Raw genomic sequence first — 16,023 nt, forward strand, 5'->3', positions numbered from 1 at the left:
GTTAGGTCTCAATGATTTTACTGGGAAAACGGTAGAAGTAACGATGGCCACACTGATGGCAAGGTTCCAGGCGGGCAACGTTAGGCAGCATCACCTGGGCATCGCAGTGGGTGCAGGCCATTAGGCCCGGCGCAGCCATCTCGCCTTCACAGTAGTCGGCGCGAGCTGCTTCTAAGTCATCTTCAAAACGTTCGCGTTCGACCACGCTGCGGTCGGCAATCGAAAGCAGCGACTCCGCCACGCGCCGAGAAAGGCCGTCAATATCGATGCCCAGCCAGCTGGCCACCTGCTTGCCGGTATCTGCCATGTAGTAGCGCATGTCCTTCAGGTCACGCTCGACCCAGGCGCGCAGCAGCGCTAGCTCGTCTTTAGTGTACTCCTCTAGCTCCGATTCAAATTCGACCGCGTCGTCCAAATCCTTCTGCAAATTTTCCCAGGTGAGCTCGTTGGCGCCGCCCTGCATCCGCTCTAGCAAGCGCTCGTAGCCTTCGCGTAGGCGATTGTCATTCTGCTGTTCACTCATGGTGCCTCTCCTTTTATCGACGCGTGCAGTTACCTATCACCGGCTTACCGTTCAAGGATACACCTGCATAGGATACAATCGACCTCACTTATCTGATAGATGTCATCTCACATTCACTTTGCGCCCCTTTTGGGCGAATACGCCAAGGCATTATTAAACCGATGGACGCACACTACAGCCCTCGTGAAATCGAACGCGACGCCCAGCAGTACTGGGATAAAAATCAGTGCTTCAAAGCCGTAGAGGACGCGAACCGGGAGAAGTTTTACTGCCTCTCCATGTTCCCCTACCCCAGCGGTAAGCTGCATATGGGCCACGTGCGTAATTACACTATCGGTGACGTTGTATCCCGTTACCAGCGTATGCAAGGCAAAAATGTCATGCAGCCCATGGGCTGGGATGCCTTCGGTATGCCCGCTGAAAACGCCGCCATCCAGAACCAGGTGCCGCCCGCCAAGTGGACTTACCAAAACATCGACTACATGCGTAATCAGTTGAAGGCACTGGGCTTTGCCTACGACTGGAGCCGCGAATTCGCCACCTGCGATACCAGCTACTACCGCTGGGAGCAGTGGTTCTTCACCAAGCTGGTAGAAAAAGGCTTGGTATATAAGAAGATGTCGACGGTCAACTGGGACCCGGTTGATCAAACCGTACTCGCCAATGAGCAGGTTATCGAAGGCCGCGGCTGGCGCTCTGGCGCTTTGGTTGAGCGTAAAGAGATCCCGCTGTGGTTCTTGAAAATTACCGACTACGCCGATGAGCTGCTGGCCGACTTGGATAAAGTCGAATGGCCCGAGCAGGTCAAAACCATGCAACGCAACTGGATTGGTAAATCCCGTGGCGTTGAACTGACCTTTGATGTGAAGGGCGCTGATGGCCAAGCCAATGAGCCGCTAGCGGTCTACACCACTCGCCCGGACACGCTGCTCGGCGTTACCTACGTGGCGGTTGCCGCAGGCCACCCGCTGGCCAAGCAGGCGGCTGAGCAGAATAGTGATCTGGCGGCCTTTTGTGATGAGTGCGCAAGGGGCGGCACCTCTGAAGCAGAAATGGCCACCAAAGAGAAAAAAGGCATGCTCACCGGCCATATGGCGGTTCACCCGCTAACGGGCGACGAAGTGCCCGTATACGTGGCTAATTTCGTGCTGATGGAGTTTGGTACCGGTGCCGTCATGGCGGTGCCCGGCCACGACCAGCGCGATTGGGAGTTTGCCACCAAGTACGGCATTGCGATCAAACCGGTCATCGCCGATGAAAGTGGCAAGCCCGCCGACATTTCTGAAGCGGCTTATGCCGAATACGGCACGGTAGTGAATTCCGGCGAGTTTGATGGGCTCGGCTTTGAACAGGCCTTTGATGCCATCGCCGCCAAATTGGCCGAGCTTGGCCGTGGCGAAGTGAAAACCAACTACCGCCTGCGCGATTGGGGCGTTGCCCGCCAGCGCTACTGGGGTGCACCGATTCCGGTCAAATACGGCCCGGAAGGTCAAACCGTACCGCTCACCGATGACGAACTACCGGTCTCGTTGCCGATGGAAGTCACCGTAGACGCCTCGGGCTCGCCGTTGAAAAAGATGTCGGCGTTCTCTGACCTGGGCGATGGCTGGACCCGTGAAACCGATACCTTCGACACCTTTATGGAGTCCTCTTGGTACTACGCCCGCTTCTGCTGTGCCGATAACACCGAGGCAATGCTGGACGAACGCGCTAACTACTGGCTTCCGGTTGATCTCTACATTGGCGGTATCGAGCACGCCATTCTGCACCTGCTGTATGCGCGTTTCTTCCACAAGTTGATGCGTGATTTCGGTTTGGTTGATTCCGACGAGCCCTTCCAGCAGCTTCTGACCCAGGGCATGGTCATTGCGGAAACCTTCTACCGCTCTACTGATAATGGTGGCAAGCAGTGGTTTAACCCCGCTGACGTGGAAGTGAAGCGCGATGAGAAAGGCCGCCCCCTGAGCGCTATTTTGATGAGTGACGGCGAGCCGGTAGAGATGGGCGGCATCGAGAAGATGTCCAAGTCGAAAAACAACGGCGTTGATCCGCAGTCGATGATCGACAAGTTCGGCGCCGACACCGTGCGCCTGTTTATGATGTTCGCCGCACCGCCCGAGCAGTCCCTGGAGTGGTCGGATTCCGGCGTTGAGGGCGCCCACCGCTTCTTGAAACGCCTGTGGCGTCAGGTTAATGAACACTTGGCGGATGGTACACCGTGCGCGCTGGACAGCGATGCGCTAAACGACAACCAAAAAACACTGCGCCGGAAAACCCACGAGACCATCAAGAAAGCCAGCGACGATATTGGCCGCCGTACCACCTTCAATACCGCCATTGCCGCGGTGATGGAGCTGTCTAACGCCATCGGTAAGTTCGACGATAGCTCCGAGCTTGGTCTGGCGGTTAGCCGCGAAGCACTAGAAGCCTGCGTACTGCTGCTCTCGCCGATTACGCCGCACTTGTGCCATAGGCTATGGGAAGCGCTTGGCCACTCAGGACCCGCTATCGAAGCGACCTGGCCGGTGGTGGATGAGTCCGCCCTTACCCGCGATAGCATCGAGCTGGTGGTACAAGTTAACGGGAAGCTGCGCGCTCGCCTTGAAGTGCCCGCAAGCGCCGATAAAGCGGCTGTTGAAAAAATGGCGATGGAACACGAAAACGTTCAGCGCTTTCTTGAGGGCAACACCGTGCGAAAAGTGATCGTAGTGCCCGGCAAACTGGTTAATATAGTGGTGAGCGGATGAATCGACGCAGCTTTTTAATCACCAGCATCGCCGCTTCGGCGGCGGTGCTGCTCAGCGGGTGTGGATTTCGGCTACGCGGCACTGAATCACTGCCAACGCTGCCTACCCTTTCCTTAGAGGGCGATACCAACAGTGCCGTCGCTCAACAGGTCGCTTCGCGTCTTCAACAGCTAGGCACTCAGGTAACTGCTGATGCCCCATGGCGAGTCACACTGGGTACGCCCGCGTTAATTGAGCGGCGATTGGGAAGTGATGGCCGGGCAAGCCGTGAACACGAGCTAACGCTAAGCACTACGCTCTCGGTACAGGAGCGGGTGTCTAATGCCTATCACCTCAACAACGAAACGCTGTCGACGGATACCCGTATTCGTGTCAGCGATGACGACCTGCTCAACCGCGAAACGTTGATGATGGAAGCTGAACAAACGCTTGCGCGCCAGCTGTCTCAACGAATCATCGAGCGCCTTACTTACGTTGAGGGCATGCAGTGAAGGTATTTGCTGATCAGCTCCCCGCTGCGTTGGCAAAAAAGCTTCCCCGCGTGGTGATCGTAGCCGGTGATGAACCCTTACAGCATCGCGACGCCTGCGATGCAGTAAGGGCCGCAGCTCGCCAAGCAGGCGTTGAAGAGCGCGAAGTACTCGATGTCGAGCCCAACTTTGCCTGGGGCCGATTGATGGAAATGTCGAGCAACCTCTCGCTGTTTGCGACCAGCAAGCTAATGGAGTTGCGCTTAGGCAATCACAAGCTAGGCCAAGAAGGCAGTAAAGCGTTAGCGCAGTACGCCGAAACCCTGGATAACAGCGATGACGTTCTGCTCATTGGTATGGGCAAGCTAGATGCCAAGCAACAAAAAAGCGCCTGGTTTAAAACACTGGATAAGCACGGCTTGTTTGTACCGGTATGGCCCGTGGATGCCTCCCGCTTAGGTTATTGGCTGCGTGACCGCGCCTCGCTGCACGGCTTACAAATTGACTTGGAAGCCGCTCGTCTGCTGGGTGAGCGCACCGAAGGCAATTTGCTGGCCGCTGACCAAGAGTTGCAAAAACTGGCATTAATCCACCCCCAAGGCACCCGCCTGAACGTTGAGAGCATCGCCCAAGGGGTTGAAGACAGCACACGCTTTGATGTTTTCAATTTGGCCGATGCCTGCTTGAAAGGCGAGCCCAGCCGCGCTTCGCGCATTGTGAATGGCCTGCGCAGTGAAGGCGTTGAGGCGCCTATCGTGCTATGGGCGCTTAGCCGGGAGCTACGCACCCTACTCTCGTTGCATCAGCACCTGGATCAAGGGCAGAGCTTTGAGCACGCCTGCAAAACCCAAAAGCCGATGATTTTTGATAAGCGCCGCCCTGCTTACCAGAAAGCGATTGGTCGCCTCCCCATGAAGCGACTGCATAAACTGCTGTTAATGGCCCAACGCCTGGATTTAGCCGTTAAGGGCGCAGCGGCAGTACCACTATGGCAAGGGCTACACGATTTAGCCATGACCATGGCCGGGGGCCGAGGATTGCTCTCTGAATCGGCCTGGACCTATCGCATTAGTGCAAATAATTAGTACTTTGCACATTCCCCTTAAAAAATGTCCCGTTTGTTTCTATACTATTGATTCAAGCTAAAAAAAGCTTGTGCCAACCCGACTAGTCTATAAGGAAGAAGACGATGAAAACATTGCGTGCTTACCTCTCCACCCTGCTGATTGCGGCGCTCGTAATTACCAGTCTACCGGTTGCAGCGGCCCCCGCTACTCCCCAATCAATGGATTTAGTCTCTACCCAATCTGTTTTGTCAGCTGATCGTGCTGGCGCTGACCGTGAGCGCATTAATGAGATTCTGGCGCGTGCCGACGTGCAAGATCAGCTGCTAAAACAGGGTGTTGATCTCGACGAAGTAGATGCCCGCGTTGCTGCCTTAAGTGATTCTGAAGCACAGCAAATGGCTGAACAGCTTGAGATGATGCCTGCCGGTGCAGGTGGTGGCGTTATCGGTGCGCTCTTTGCCGTCTTTATCATTCTGTTAATTACCGATATCCTCGGCCTGACCGACGTTTATCCGTTTACGCGTTGATAGGCAGCTCATGACCACTAAGTCTTTGAATAGCATGTCTTTGAATACCACGTTTTTGAATAACATGCTTTCTAACGCCCGCTTCGCGGGCGTTTTTATTTTGCTGCTACTGCTTAGCGGCTGCGCACGAAATCCGGTACTACTACAAAGTACCTATCAAGCCCTACCCGCCCATACAGAAATCACCAGCGTACCGTTTTACGCCCAAACGGAGTTTCAGTGCGGCCCTGCCACGCTGGCGATGGTTCTCAATCATCAGGATGTCGATACCGACGTTGAGCAACTGATCCCACAAGTGTTTTTACCTGAGCGGGATGGCAGCGTACAGCCAGAAATGCTAGCGACTGTAAGGCGTTATGATCAACTTGCTTATCCCATTCGAGGAACCATGGATGCGCTGCTAGGTCATTTGGCAGCAGGCGATCCGGTGGTGGTAATGCAGAACTTATCGCTCCCCATTTACCCAATGTGGCACTACGCCGTGGCCATTGGATACGATCTGCCCAATGAAACGCTTATTCTGCGCAGTGGCGAAATTGAACGCCATACAATGTCGTTTAGCCGTTTCGACGCCACCTGGGCGCGCGCAGAGCGCTGGGGCTTTGTGGTGGCCGATCCGGGTACGCTACCCGCGGGTATTACTGCCCGTAACGCGCTTGAAGCCATTAGTGCCTACGAAGAGTCACACGGCCCCCGCGCTGCATTATCAAGCTGGCAAGCGTTTAACGAGCACCATCCTACCAATGCTATTGGGCAATTTGCGCTAGGCAACGCACTGTATGCTAACCAACAACCAGAGGAAGCTCGCAACGCCTTTGAACGCGCAACGGAGCTTGATGTAAAAATGGGCGCTGCCTGGCTAAATCTAGGCCTTTTACTGCTTCAACAAGAAGAACCTATCGCCGCACGAGAAGCATTAGAACACGCCGCCTCACTGACGGGCAGCTGGCAAGAAAAAGCTCGTTTAGCCTTAGAGTCTTTAAATAAGGATTAAATATCAGTTTTTAGCTGTAAAATTAATAATAACGAGCACAAGTATGATCCTGCAATTAGTAAAGTTGTGGGATGGCATACATAGCCAGTGAGTGCTTAAGTTGCATAAGGATGCTGTCTTTAACCTGTTCATTGGACTACCTAACCATTTGTGGGAGAGGAGCCATGCTGAACTGCCTTTTGCAACGGAAGCTCTCTTTTGATGATTACGTTTCTTCGCCCAGCGTTCCCACGCCTACTCAGCAGCACGCTGAGAGGGGCGATATCATTGTCAGCTTGCTGATTGCCTCGTGATGATGCTTAGCTTTCTTCGTCAGCCTGGCGGACGTTTAGCGTCCATTTTTGCCGCTCTCTTATTCGTGTTGTCGGCAGTAATGGGCAGCTATGTCTACAGTGCGAGTCAAAAAGCCAGTGCCGACTACACCACGTTGATTAGTGACATTGTACTGGCCCAACAAGCCACACCTCAGTTAAGGGACGCCCTAGAGGAAGGCAGCCGCTTGCCTAATAGCGAGCAGATTGAATACATTGATTATTTTATTTCACTTTCCAAGCAGCACTTAAATAACATAAAGAGAAGTATAGAACGCCATCGATATCTCATCTCAGATGTTGAATATCTCAATAATCATTTCAGCGAGCTTAATAGTCGCCTTTCAGATCTAAACCAGCAGGTACAAAAAGCCCAACAGCAGCCAGAACTTATTGATCCATTACAGCGCGTTGCAATGGAGATCGGTGGCGCTCAATCGTGGCTGTACAATCAACTGCTAGAAGAAGTTCGCGCTATTTCCGTTCAACAACGCCTGGTCATGCAGCGGCTCTCGATCGCCGTCAGTGTGCTACTGGTGCTGATGGTCAGCGCTGCGATCACGCTCTGCTTGGCGGTTATTTACCTGCACCGCCAGCGCAACGTCATGCATCAGTTAATGCTAACTGATGAACTGACGGGGCTATATAACCGGCGCCATTTGGTCAATGTAGCATCCGCAGCTCTCACCCAAGCGCAACGTGATCATGGATCGCTTAGCCTAATGCTGTTAGATCTGGATCACTTTAAGCACGTTAACGACACCTACGGGCATCCTACCGGCGATGAGGTACTTCGCCAGATTAGTCACCAGCTTCGCAAATTAAGCCGGCCATCCGATACATTAGCGAGAATTGGTGGTGAGGAATTTTGTTTATTAATGCCCAACACCACTACCCATGATGCCCTACAGGTAGCAGATCGGCTGCGCCGAGAGATTGAAGTTAATACGCTGAGCGGTATAGATCTGCTCGCCAACCCGACCATTAGCATTGGCGTAACAACATGCCATGGCGGCTCACTGACGTTTGAGCAGCTTTATTCGTTTGCCGACAAAGCGCTTTACAAAGCCAAAGCGTTGGGACGCAACCGTGCTGAAAGCCTGCTGCCTCCCGCTGAACCCGCATCCTATAAAGGCCCAAAAACGTATGCCCACCCCCTTATAGGTGAGCCTATCGATTCTTAAAAGACAATGACAAAGGGTAATTCTGAATAGTTGCCCAGGTTAAAAGCTCTCGTTAGAAAACCCGATTTAAGCCGTTCTGCGCAGCTACCCGGTACGCTTCTGCCATTGTGGGATAGTTAAACGTCGTATTCACAAAGTAGTTAAGTGTATTGGCCTCACCCTCTTGCTGCATGATCGCTTGGCCGATATGCAGAATCTCAGACGCCTGGTCACCGAAACAATGAATCCCGAGTATCTCCAATGTGTCCTGGTGGAAAAGGATTTTGAGCATACCCACAGTGTCACCGGTGATCTGCGCCCTGGCGGTATCTTTGAAAAAGGCTTTACCTACTTCGTAGGGCACTTTGGCTTGCGTAAGCTCACGCTCATTCGGGCCAAACGAGCTGATTTCGGGGATGGTATAAATCCCGGTGGGTACATCCCTAACAAAGCGATACTCTTTATCGAGCAACTCATTACAAGAATTCAAGCCTTGATCGTAAGCCGCGCTCGCCAAACTCGGCCAGCCAATTACATCCCCCGCCGCATAGATATGGGAAACCGCGGTGCGATAGTGCTCATCGACGCTTAGCTGCCCGCGCCCATTGGCGGTTAAGCCAATGTTCTCAAGGCCTAAGCTGTCGGTATTGCCAGTGCGGCCATTGGCCCACAAAAATGCATCAGCGCGAATCTTTTTGCCTGACTTGAGACGCACCACTACGCCCGATTCATCGCCCTCAACACTCTCATACTCTTCATTATGACGGACCAACACACCGTGCTTACGTAAATGGTAAGAGAGCGCATCGCTAATCTCATCGTCCAGAAACGACAGCAGACTGTCACGGTTATTAATGAGATCAACTTTGACGCCCAGACCTGAAAAGATCGATGCGTATTCACAGCCAATCACCCCTGCCCCAAAAATCACCAAAGTGCGTGGAGTGTGCGAAAGGCTCAAGATGGTATCGGAACAGTAAATACGCGGATGGCGGAAGTTAATATCCGCCGGACGATAGGGGCGCGAACCGGTGGCAATCACGATTTTCTTGGCCACCAACTCTTCCATGCCTTCCTGGCGGTCACGCACCAGCAGCGTGTGTTCATCTTTAAACCGGGCGACACCATGGAACAGGTCGATGCGATTACGCGCATAGAAGGTGGTACGCATTTCTACCTGTTTATCAATAGTGCCTCGTGAGCGCTCCATCACTTTGGGAAAGGAGAACCAGCGCGGTTCACCAATATCGCGGAACATACGGTTGGTATTGAACGCCATGATCTGTTTGACCTGATGGCGCAATGCTTTCGAAGGAATGGTACCCCAGTGAGTGCAGTTGCCGCCTACCTGCGCCTGCTTCTCAATGATCGCTACGCGCTTACCATGCTTTGCAGCGTTGATGGCAGCGCTTTCCCCTGCAGGCCCTGTACCGATAACCACAACATCGTAATTGTGAACCGCCATGCTCTCTGCGTCCCCTTGCAATTTTTGATCAATTATCGTCCCGTTGCATACAACGCAGTCTTGTTAGCGACGTGTAGCGTCATAGCCCAAATCGGCACCACGGCTCTCATCGCTACGGCGACGAACGCCTCCACGCTTGCGGTTCTCTTCTTCGCAAACCTCGTCTTTGCCGCCGCAGATATCGCAACCATCTTTCATACCGATTTGATTCAAACCGCCGCAAGAACCGGCGATCGGTTTGCGACCCATGATGACGCCCACGGCCATCGCACCCATAATCAGTGCCATGAAACCGAATACCAGTAGCCAAATAGTCATAACAACCTCCCAGCTTTACACTGCTTCGCTTAAAATTATTGGCCTTACCTGACGACAACAGCCGTAGTGATAAGTGCCTCACGGTCATTCATCGTTAAACTGATTATACCTTAGCCGAGCCCCTCTTATCAGCGCGTTGATAAGTCATTCCTTTCACAAGGGTTTATAAACAAACGGGGCCAGCCCAAAAGGCCAGCCCCGCTTAACGCTACTATCGACTTACGCCGACTGTTTAGCCACCGAAATCATCCAATAGGATATTTTCCGGCTCAACGCCCATATCAAGCAGTAGCTTGATAACAGAGGCGTTCATCATAGGTGGCCCGCACATGTAGTACTCGCAATCTTCAGGCGCTGGGTGATCCTTCAGATAGTTTTCGTACAGCACGTTATGGATAAAGCCTGTGGGCCCTTCCCAGTTATCTTCCGGCTGAGGATCAGAAAGCGCTAAGTGCCACTCAAAGTTGGGGAACTCTTCGGCTAACTGATCGTACTCTTCGTTGTAGAAGGTTTCACGCCAGGAGCGCGCACCGTACCAGAAGGTGATCTTGCGTTCAGACTTCAAGCGCTTAAGCTGGTCGAAGATATGACTACGCATTGGCGCCATACCCGCACCACCACCGATAAAGATCATTTCAGCGTCTGTATCACGGGCAAAGAACTCGCCGAACGGCCCCATCACAGTAACCTTATCGCCCTCTTTAAGGCTGAAGACGTAAGTCGACATCAAGCCTGGCGGATGGTCAGTGCCGGGAGGTGGCGTGGCGATACGGATGTTGAACTTGAGGATACCCTTCTCATCCGGGTAGTTCGCCATGGAGTAGGCGCGAATCACTTCCTCGTTGTTCTTGTGGGAAATTTTGAACATATCAAATTTTTCCCAGTCACCCCGGTACTCCTCTTCAATATCAAAATCAGAGAATTTGACATTATAAGGGGTAGCAACAAGCTGGACGTAGCCACCGGCGCGGAAGGCAACTTCTTCGCCTTCAGGCAGTTTCAGATTCAGCTCTTTAATAAAGGTGGCAACGTTGGGATTGGCGATAACTTCACATTCCCACTTTTTCACCCCAAACACTTCTTCAGGCACTTCGACTTTCATGTCCTGCTTCACAGGTACCTGACAAGAGAGGCGCCAGCCCTCTTTCTTCTCACGCATGGTGAAGTGAGACTCTTCGGTCGGCAGAATAGAGCCGCCGCCCTCTTCTACCCGGCACTTACACTGGGCACAAGAACCACCGCCACCGCAGGCGGAAGAGAGGAAAATGCCGTTAGCCGCAAGCGTATTTAGCAGCTTACCACCGGCCTGGGTCTTCAAAGTGTGCTCAGGGTCGCCGTTGACCTCAATGGTCACGTCCCCGCTACTCACAAGCTTGCTGCGCGCTGCCAAAATGATCGCCGTTAAGCTAATAACGATGACCGTGAACATGACAACACCGAGCAAGATGACTGTTGTATCAACCATGTCGGTTTCCTATTGCTGGAGGTTTTCTATTACCCGGTGATGCTTGGCACCACCGGGAAAAACCGGCTCCGATTAAAGCTGAATGCCCGAGAAGGACATAAAGCCCAACGACATCAGCCCCACGGTGATGAAAGTAATGCCCAGCCCTTGGAGGCCACCCGGCACATCGCTGTACTTCAGCTTTTCACGGATACCCGCCAGGGCGGCAATCGCCAGCGCCCAGCCAGTGCCCGCGCCAAAGCCATAGACCACGGCTTCGCCAAAGTTATAGCTACGCTCTACCATGAACAGTACACCACCGAGGATGGCGCAGTTAACGGTAATCAGCGGCAGGAATACCCCTAGCGCGTTGTAAAGCGACGGCACGTACTTATCAAGGAACATTTCCATGATCTGTACCAGCGCCGCAATGACACCGATGTAGGAGAGCAACCCAAGGAAGGAGAGGTCAATGTTTTCAGCACCGCTAATACCGGTCCAGGTCAATGCACCTTCCTGTAGCAAGAAGGTATAAACGAGGTTGTTAACCGGCACGGTGACGGTCAATACCACAATAACCGCAATGCCCAGGCCAATCGCTGAGGAGACTTTTTTGGACACCGCCAAGAAAGTACACATCCCCAGGAAGAACGCCAGTGCCATGTTTTCAACAAACACCGAGGCAACAAAAAGACTCAGATAATGTTCCATGTTACACGGCCTCCTTGGGCTTGGTGTTTTCCTTCATTTTGAACTCATTATCTTCTACTTGCTCAGGGTTAACGGCACGCAGCACCCAGATCAGTAGACCGATAATAAAGAACGCCGAAGGCGGCAGTAATAGCAAGCCGTTAGGCACGTACCAACCACCGTTTTGCACGGTTTGGAGGATAGTGATGCCAAATACGCTACCTGCACCCAGCAGTTCACGGAAGAAACCCACCACCATGAGTACGAAGCCATAACCGAGGCCGTTACCAATACCGTCTAAAAACGACATACCCGGCGTATTGGACATCGCAAAGCCTTCAGCGCGCCCCATGACGATACAGTTAGTAATGATCAAACCCACAAATACCGAGAGCTGCTTAGACATCTCATAGGCGTATGCTTTGAGAATCTGATCAACCACGATAACCAGCGAGGCAATAATAGTCATCTGCACGATGATACGAATCGAAGAGGGAATATGATTCCTGATCAACGATACGAACAGATTTGAAAATGCCGTTACGAAAATAACCGCCAGCGCCATAACGAGCGATACGCTCATACTGGTGGTTACCGCAAGTGCCGAACAGATCCCCAGGATTTGCAGCGCAATGGGGTTATTCTGGAAAATCGGCGCCGTTAAAACGCCTTTTGCATTTACGTCCGCCATGATCAGGCCCCCTCAACGTCTTCGAAGTTGGTATCGGTCTCTTCGGCGTCTTCCGGCTCTGTGCCACTGCGGAATTTAGCCAAATACGGACCGAAAGCCTCTTCGCTCAACCAGAACTGCAGCATATTAGTCACGCCGTTACTGGTCAGCGTAGCGCCAGATAGCGCATCGACTTCGTATTCGTCACTGGCGCCGCCTTTGGTCAGGTGAATTTCCGGTGAGAGGTCGCCCTCTTCATCGTAAATTTTCTTACCTTCCCACTGTGCTTGCCAGCGCGGATTGTTAACTTCAGCGCCCAGACCAGGTGTTTCACTGTGCTCGTAGTAGGTGATACTAACGATCGTATTGCCATCACCCTCTACGGCCAAGAAGCCCCGCATTAGGCCCCATAGACCTTGACCACGAATAGGCAGCACGATCTGTTCCGGGTCGTCTTCACCGCCAATCAGAAAAACTGTGGCATAGTTTTCGACTCGTGATAGACCTGCGATGTCCTGATCGCCGGAAAGCGTGCGACCCGAGGCTGGGTCACGGGCAGCTTCAAAGCTATCGTAGGTATCGGGATCAAACTCATCAGAGTACTCCCCCGTATCCAGGTCAACGACCCGAGCCGTTATCTCTTCGCTAAATACCGCTTCAACGTCCATGCCCGGCTCATAAAGCTTGGCAACGTTTAAGATATTGGTTTTACGATCGAGCTCCTGGTTAAGCTGCTGCATTGGACGCAAAGCGACCGCTGCGGTCGAGACGATGACGGAACACACAATACACAGTGAGAACGCCACAATCAGGACTTTTTTGATGGAGTTGTTACCTTGTGCCATTAGGCAGTCTCCTCGGCCGGAACGCCGGTACGCTTAACGCGACGCTTAATGTTGGCCTGGACGAAGAAATGGTCAATCAGCGGTGCAAACAGGTTAGCGAACAGAATCGCCAACATAATGCCTTCCGGGAAAGCCGGGTTCACAACGCGAATCAAAACGGTCATCACACCAATCAGCGCACCAAACAGCAGACGGCCTTGGTTGGTCATTGAGGCTGACACAGGGTCAGTGGCCATGAACACCATACCGAAAGCGAAACCACCGATTACCAAGTGCCAGTACCACGGCATGGCAAACATCGCGTTGGTCTCAGAGCCGATCAAGTTGAACAGCGTGCTAGTAACCACCATGCCCAGGAATACCCCCAGCATGATTCGCCAGGAGGCGATCCGCGTCCACAGCAGTACTGCCGCGCCGATAAAGATCGCTAGCGTCGAGACCTCGCCTACAGAGCCAGGGATAAAGCCCAGGAAGGCATCCCACCAGCTAAAGGTGTCGGTCAACGCAGACATACCGTCCTGAAACGCGAGAGAGAGTGCCGTCGCACCGGTATAGCCATCCGCAGCGACCCATACAGCATCACCAGAGATTTGCGCCGGATAGGCGAAGTAAAGGAATGCACGGCCAGTAAGCGCAGGGTTTAAGAAGTTTTTACCCGTGCCGCCGAAGATCTCTTTACCGATTACCACACCAAAGGTGATACCCAGCGCCACCTGCCAAAGCGGAATAGTTGCCGGAAGAACCAGAGCAAACAACACCGAAGTAACGAAGAAACCTTCGTTAACTTCGTGGCCGCGTTTGATTGCAAACAGCACTTCCCAGAAACCACCGACCACAAAGGTGACCAAATAGATGGGCAGGAAGTAGGTAGCGCCTAGAACGAAGTTAGCCCAAAAACTGCTGGGATCGTGCCCAGACGCGAACGTCATCATAATCGCTTCGCGCCAGCCGGCCATAGAAGCGTAGCCAGCGTCGATGGCGGTGTTAGCCTGCCAGCCTGCGTTCCACATACCGAACAGCATTGCTGGGAAGGTACACATCCATACGGTAATCATGATGCGTTTAAGATCGATACCGTCACGCACGTGGGCAGTGGTTTTGGCCACGCTCGGCGGTGTGTAGAAAATCGTATCTACCGCTTCAAATAGCGGATAGAACTTTTCGTACTTTCCGCCTTTGTGGAAATGCGGCTCGATATTTTGGAGTGTCTGTTGAATACCCATCATCAGGCCTCTTTCTCGATCATGGTGAGATTGTCACGCAGGATGGGGCCATATTCGTATTTGCCGGGGCAAACATACGTGCACAGCGCCAGATCCTCTTCGTCCAGCTCCAAACACCCAAGCTGCATGGCAACCTCAATGTCGCCCACGATCAGCGAACGCAGTAGCTGAGTTGGCATGATATCCAGCGGCATCACCGTCTCATATGCACCTACCGGCACCATAGCACGCTCGGAGCCATTGGTAGAGGTGGTCGGCGCATAGTTACTCAGGCCCTTAATCTTAGAGATGTAAATACCCAAGACAGAGTGACGATTAGCACCGGGAGACAGCCAACCCATAAACGTGCGCTTATTGCCTTCTTCCAGCAAGCTTAGTTGATTGCTGAAACGGCCAAGGTAGGTCAGTTGACCTTCGGCGGCAAAGCCAGAGAAAACAGAGCCGGAGATTACGCGAGTGTCCTCGGGTTTGATGACTTCTCCTGCCAGGAGTTCATCCGTACTAGCGCCAACACGTGTACGTATCAAGCGAGGATTCTCAGCACGCGGGCCACCGATGGCGACCACACGGCTCATATCCAGCTTCCCTTCTACAAAGAACTTACCGAACGCGATAACGTCCTGATAGCCGATGTGCCACACTTTTTTATGCAGTGCGACCGGAGAAAGGTAATGAATATGAGTACCGACAAGCCCAGCAGGATGGGGACCAGCAAAGCTTTCGGTTTTTACGCCGTCAACATCGCCACCCGGGATTGAGGCATTTTCGCCAGTGCATAGGAAGACGTTGCCCTCGGTCAGGCGCGCTAACACCTTGAGGCCATCCTCGAATGCCTGCGCCTGTTCATTAATGATCAGGGCTGGGTCAGGGCTAAGTGGATGAGTATCCACGGCGGTTACAAAAATATCGGCCGGGGTGCTATCAATGGCCGGAGTGCGCGAGAAAGGACGGGTGCGTAAAGCAGTCCAGAGTCCCGACTCTACCAATTGGTCGACAACAACCTGGCGCTCAAGCTGTGCTAGTGCACTACGATCGTGAGCAGCGAATTCAACCGCTTCCTCAGTTTCGTCAACCTTGATTACGACAGATAGTAAACGACGTTTTTCGCCACGGTTTATTGCAAGCACTTCACCGGCAGCGGGCGCTGTATAGCGCACACCATCAATTTTCTTATCGGTGAAGAGCAATTGGCCTAGTTTGACCTTATCCCCTTCCTGGACTTCCATTGTTGGCTTCATGCCAACGTAGTCGGTACCCAGGATTGCCACGTGGCGCACAGGACGCGCATCTTCAATACGCTGCTCGGGCGCTCCCGTGATGGGGAGATCCAGGCCTTTTTTGACTTCGATCATAGTCTCGCCCAGTTGTTGGATCGGATATACGAAGGTAAGGGGTTCGAATGCTTATTTTCTGTTCAGTGAATTGTTGTTTTCTGCTCAGATAGTTACCAGTCCGGCCCAAGCAGCACTTGAACCACCCCGAAAAATCCATCGTATTATAAAGATAAGCGCGTCCAATGACCACATCCCTGATGGTCGCCAAAAGTGCTATATGGATTAAAAAAAG

The 16,023-nt window shown here is 52.9% G+C and carries 15 protein-coding genes; 6 read left to right on the top strand and 9 right to left on the bottom strand.

Annotated elements, in window-relative coordinates:
• Nucleotide 1: 1 nt before the first annotated feature.
• On the bottom strand, nucleotides 2-523 hold the full coding sequence (locus QHL1GM_RS04820) for a zinc ribbon-containing protein (RefSeq protein ID WP_071693453.1): 522 nt from the start codon (nucleotides 521-523) through the stop codon (nucleotides 2-4).
• A gap of 161 nt (nucleotides 524-684) precedes the next feature.
• Between QHL1GM_RS04820 and leuS the strand changes: the two genes are divergently transcribed.
• From leuS to QHL1GM_RS04850, 6 genes are all read left to right on the top strand, one after another.
• Nucleotides 685-3,270: a leucine--tRNA ligase gene (gene leuS, locus QHL1GM_RS04825; protein ID WP_071693454.1), complete on the top strand. Its 2,586-nt coding sequence runs from the start codon at nucleotides 685-687 to the stop codon at nucleotides 3,268-3,270.
• The gene (locus QHL1GM_RS04830; protein ID WP_071693455.1) at nucleotides 3,267-3,761 is read left to right on the top strand and encodes a hypothetical protein; all 495 of its coding nucleotides are present in this window, start codon (nucleotides 3,267-3,269) and stop codon (nucleotides 3,759-3,761) included. Before leuS ends, QHL1GM_RS04830 begins: the two co-directional genes overlap by 4 nt.
• Nucleotides 3,758-4,825 carry a DNA polymerase III subunit delta gene (gene holA, locus QHL1GM_RS04835; protein WP_071693456.1) on the top strand — a complete coding sequence of 356 codons (1,068 nt, stop codon included), beginning with the start codon at nucleotides 3,758-3,760 and terminating at the stop codon, nucleotides 4,823-4,825. Before QHL1GM_RS04830 ends, holA begins: the two co-directional genes overlap by 4 nt.
• A gap of 104 nt (nucleotides 4,826-4,929) precedes the next feature.
• A complete protein-coding gene (locus tag QHL1GM_RS04840) occupies nucleotides 4,930-5,334 on the top strand; it encodes a PA2779 family protein (protein WP_071693457.1) in 405 nt (134 codons plus the stop codon).
• 64 nt (nucleotides 5,335-5,398) lie between these two features.
• On the top strand, nucleotides 5,399-6,328 hold the full coding sequence (locus tag QHL1GM_RS04845) for a PA2778 family cysteine peptidase (protein ID WP_071695918.1): 930 nt from the start codon (nucleotides 5,399-5,401) through the stop codon (nucleotides 6,326-6,328).
• A 292-nt stretch (nucleotides 6,329-6,620) separates the two neighbouring features.
• Nucleotides 6,621-7,823 carry a diguanylate cyclase gene (locus QHL1GM_RS04850; protein ID WP_071693458.1) on the top strand — a complete coding sequence of 401 codons (1,203 nt, stop codon included), beginning with the start codon at nucleotides 6,621-6,623 and terminating at the stop codon, nucleotides 7,821-7,823.
• Between the two features lie 52 nt (nucleotides 7,824-7,875).
• Here QHL1GM_RS04850 and sthA read toward each other — a convergent pair whose 3' ends face one another.
• From sthA to QHL1GM_RS04890, 8 genes are all read right to left on the bottom strand, one after another.
• A complete protein-coding gene (sthA, locus tag QHL1GM_RS04855; RefSeq protein WP_071693459.1) occupies nucleotides 7,876-9,267 on the bottom strand; it encodes a Si-specific NAD(P)(+) transhydrogenase in 1,392 nt (463 codons plus the stop codon).
• 63 nt (nucleotides 9,268-9,330) lie between these two features.
• Nucleotides 9,331-9,585 carry a (Na+)-NQR maturation NqrM gene (gene nqrM, locus QHL1GM_RS04860; RefSeq protein WP_022523176.1) on the bottom strand — a complete coding sequence of 85 codons (255 nt, stop codon included), beginning with the start codon at nucleotides 9,583-9,585 and terminating at the stop codon, nucleotides 9,331-9,333.
• Nucleotides 9,586-9,817: 232 nt separating this feature from the next.
• On the bottom strand, nucleotides 9,818-11,050 hold the full coding sequence (gene nqrF, locus QHL1GM_RS04865; protein WP_071693460.1) for an NADH:ubiquinone reductase (Na(+)-transporting) subunit F: 1,233 nt from the start codon (nucleotides 11,048-11,050) through the stop codon (nucleotides 9,818-9,820).
• A 72-nt stretch (nucleotides 11,051-11,122) separates the two neighbouring features.
• Nucleotides 11,123-11,740 carry an NADH:ubiquinone reductase (Na(+)-transporting) subunit E gene (nqrE, locus tag QHL1GM_RS04870; protein ID WP_009286984.1) on the bottom strand — a complete coding sequence of 206 codons (618 nt, stop codon included), beginning with the start codon at nucleotides 11,738-11,740 and terminating at the stop codon, nucleotides 11,123-11,125.
• A gap of 1 nt (nucleotide 11,741) precedes the next feature.
• On the bottom strand, nucleotides 11,742-12,410 hold the full coding sequence (locus QHL1GM_RS04875; protein WP_071693461.1) for an NADH:ubiquinone reductase (Na(+)-transporting) subunit D: 669 nt from the start codon (nucleotides 12,408-12,410) through the stop codon (nucleotides 11,742-11,744).
• Nucleotides 12,411-12,412: 2 nt separating this feature from the next.
• Complete coding sequence (locus tag QHL1GM_RS04880; protein ID WP_071693462.1) at nucleotides 12,413-13,234, bottom strand: Na(+)-translocating NADH-quinone reductase subunit C; 822 nt, start codon at nucleotides 13,232-13,234, stop codon at nucleotides 12,413-12,415.
• Nucleotides 13,234-14,460, bottom strand: coding sequence for an NADH:ubiquinone reductase (Na(+)-transporting) subunit B (locus tag QHL1GM_RS04885; RefSeq protein ID WP_071693463.1), 1,227 nt, complete (start codon nucleotides 14,458-14,460; stop codon nucleotides 13,234-13,236). The genes QHL1GM_RS04880 and QHL1GM_RS04885 overlap by 1 nt, the downstream gene beginning before the upstream one ends.
• Nucleotides 14,460-15,809: a Na(+)-translocating NADH-quinone reductase subunit A gene (locus QHL1GM_RS04890; RefSeq protein ID WP_071693464.1), complete on the bottom strand. Its 1,350-nt coding sequence runs from the start codon at nucleotides 15,807-15,809 to the stop codon at nucleotides 14,460-14,462. The genes QHL1GM_RS04885 and QHL1GM_RS04890 overlap by 1 nt, the downstream gene beginning before the upstream one ends.
• Between the last annotated feature and the right edge of the window lie 214 nt (nucleotides 15,810-16,023).

Origin of the sequence: Halomonas sp. QHL1 (assembly GCF_001882345.1) — a bacterium.
Lineage (GTDB): Bacteria > Pseudomonadota > Gammaproteobacteria > Pseudomonadales > Halomonadaceae > Vreelandella.